This is a genomic window from Rhodopirellula maiorica SM1, assembly GCF_000346295.1.
GTDB classification, from domain to species: Bacteria; Planctomycetota; Planctomycetia; order Pirellulales; family Pirellulaceae; genus Novipirellula; species Novipirellula maiorica.
On the sequence record NZ_ANOG01000170.1, the window covers coordinates 1 to 3,064 of the forward strand.

Annotated in this window: 3 protein-coding genes; 2 read left to right on the forward strand and 1 reads right to left on the reverse strand. The window is 55.7% G+C overall.

The window, feature by feature from the left end:
* A partial coding sequence (locus RMSM_RS05155) for an MIP/aquaporin family protein (protein WP_008692562.1) occupies positions 1-587 on the forward strand: 587 nt, incomplete at its 5' end.
* A gap of 124 nt (positions 588-711) precedes the next feature.
* A complete protein-coding gene (locus tag RMSM_RS05160; protein WP_236622008.1) occupies positions 712-2,010 on the forward strand; it encodes an outer membrane protein assembly factor BamB family protein in 1,299 nt (432 codons plus the stop codon).
* A 122-nt stretch (positions 2,011-2,132) separates the two neighbouring features.
* Here the strand turns inward: RMSM_RS05160 and RMSM_RS05165 are convergent.
* A partial coding sequence (locus RMSM_RS05165) for a sulfatase-like hydrolase/transferase (protein ID WP_040764196.1) occupies positions 2,133-3,064 on the reverse strand: 932 nt, incomplete at its 5' end.

Genomic DNA, 3,064 nt, shown 5'->3' on the forward strand with positions numbered 1-3,064 from the left:
GTGCCAATGATTTTAGTGGGGCTCACATTAACCCTGCGGTTACCGTGGCGATGCTGATCGCAGGCAAATTGAGTCTCGCTATGGCGATTCCATACTTTGCCGCGCAAATGCTTGGTGCTATTGCGGGGGCCGTGCTTGTCTATCTGTTCTACCGTGAACATTTCAAAGTCACGGAGGACGCTGACAGTAAATTGGCCTGCTTCTGTACCTCGCCCAACATTCATAACCTGCCGCAAGCGTTTTTGTGTGAAGTCGTTGGCACGTTTGCCCTGATCCTGCCCATCTTTTTAATGATCACTCCGAGTCTGACGCGCGGCGACGCCGCTGCGGATACGGATCCTGTACTCGGGCTCGGCACACTCGGTTTTCTGCCTGTGGGGATGTTGGTGTTTGGTATTGGACTGTCGCTTGGCGGGACGACTGGCTACGCGATCAATCCGGCACGTGATCTGGGGCCCCGGTTGGTGCACGCTCTGTTGCCGATCGCCGGAAAACGTGACAGCGACTGGAGCTATGCTTGGGTTCCCGTTGTCGCTCCGATTATCGGTGGATCGCTCGCAGCGTTTGTCTATTTGTTGATCGCCTAACAATCAGCGATCGACTTAATACGTTGATTCGATTGCGTTTCGCGTTATGATCGCGGAGCGATCAACGACTTTGGTTTCGCTAAAACTCATTTATCACGATTGCAACATTATGGAATATTCTTTGATGCGACTTTACTGCGTCAGCGCGACGACGGCGGTTGTAGCGGTGTGGTGTCTAACGCACTGCAACGTTGCCACGGCACAAACGCCCCACCTGGCTGCCGAGTCAACATTGACATCGGGTGATTGGCCGGGATGGCGAGGCCCTGCGGTCAACGGCATCGCGTCGCCGGATCAAGATCCGCCACTTGAGTGGAGCCAAGACGAAAACGTGCTGTGGCGAACCCCGGTCGCGGGTCGCGGACACGGTTCGCCCACCGTGCTCGGCTCACACGTCTATCTTCCGACCGCCGATGAAAAGCGAAAAGTTCAGTTGGTATTGTGTTTCGATCGGCAGACCGGCAAACAGCTTTGGGAATCCGTCGTGCACAACGACGGTTTCGAGAACAAGAGCGGACGGAAAGCCAACGAGAAGGCGACACTGGCGTCGTCGACGATCGCAACCGACGGAAAACGTCTCTACATCAATTTTATCAACGACAGTGCGATGTACACGTCGGCACTCGATTTGACCGGCAAAGTTGTGTGGCAAACTCGCGTGAACGACTATTTGATTCATCAAGGTTATGGATCCTCCCCCGCGATCTATGACGACCTGATCCTTGTCACATGCGACAACAAGGCCGGTGGTGCGATCGCGGCATTGAACCGAAACACTGGCGATATCGTTTGGAAACACAAACGCCCTGAGCTTCCCAACTACGCTTCGCCAGTCGTTCTGAATGTTGACGGACGTGATCAATTGATCGTCACCGGGTGCGACTTGGTGACCAGTCTGAATCCATCCAGCGGCGAAGTATTGTGGGAAATCGAAGGAGCGACGACCGAGTGCGTGACCACCACGGTGACCGACGGGACGCACGTCTTCAGCAGTGGTGGTTACCCGCGGAACCATCTCGCCGCAATCGCCGCGGACGGTTCGGGGGAAATCGTTTGGGATGAAAATTTGCGAGTCTATGTGCCGTCGATTCTGTGCCGTGACGGCCATTTGTACCTCGTACTCGATGCTGGCGTGGCGATGTGTCTAGATTCTAAAACCGGAGAAACGATGTGGAAGAAACGGCTCGGCGGATCGTTCACGAGTTCGCCGGTGATGGTGAAGGATCGCATTTACGCGACCAACGAAGACGGTGAAACATTCATCTTTCGTGCCAGCCCCGATCGATACGAATCGCTCGGAGAAAACCAGATAGGCGAAAGCGTGTTTGCATCTGTTGCGATCGCGGGCGGTCACCTCTACCTGCGAACCGCGGCCCGCGAAGGCGACACACGGCAAGAGTACTTGTATTGCATCGGTAAGTGAGACGCAGACGTGAAGGCTCTATCCGAGCTCCCCCTAAAGCAAAGCTTTGGCTCCGTTTGGGAGAGGTGCAGAGATGTTGCGAGGCCCAAAACTCACGGTGCCAAGCAGAGTGGCGGACCTCGCTACTGCGCTAATCGTTGCGGCTTAGGTGTCGCCGCTTCGGCGATGCGTCCTGGGGGGCGTTGGCCCGATCCCGGTCGTCCTCGATCTCCCAGCTGTTCGCGTGCGGTTCCAGCCAACGCGATCAAACGCTTGACGATCTCCGGGTGCTCCGCAGCAACATTATGTTGACTTCCGATATCCTCGACCACGTTGAAGAGAAGTGGTTCAGGTGGCTGATTGGATGGGAAGTGCGGGTGAGGTTTTCCTGCGACTGGCAAAAATAGTTTCCACGGACCACTGCGAATTGCTTGCAGTTGGTCGGCGTGATAGTAGTAAAACGCTTCGTACGGCGTCTTCGCATTCTGCTCGCCATAAAACAACGGCGAGATGTCATGGCCGTCGATTTCGCGATTCCGCGGCAACGCACCGCCAGCCAACTTAGCAAACGTCGGCAACAGATCCATCGTCGTAGCTAATTCGTTGCACACTGTCCCGGCAGGAACTTTGCCAGGTTGCCAAACGATTGTCGGCACGCGGAACGCACCCTCGGCGGTGGTGTAGCCGCGACCATGTAGCGGCAAATTGGATCCGCGGCTTAGATCGTTGACATTCCGGTTGATCGGAGCTCCGTTATCGGATGTCCAGATCACAAAGGTATCGTCGGCAATCCCAAGGTCACGTAATTGATCTAGCATGACGCCGATCGACCAATCGAGTTCCTCGACCGCGTCACCCCAGGGGCCGTTGCCACTTTTGCCTCGGAATTGCTCACTCGAAAACGGCGTCGAGGTGCTGCCCGGCATCGCTTGCGGAAAGTACAAAAAGAAGGGCTCGTGCTGATGTTCTGCAATCCACTGCATTGCTTGCTCGGTGTATCGTTTTGTCAATCCGTCGCGGTCGCACGGGGCTTCGATGACCGTTTCGTTTTGCATCAACGGCAACGGTGGCCACT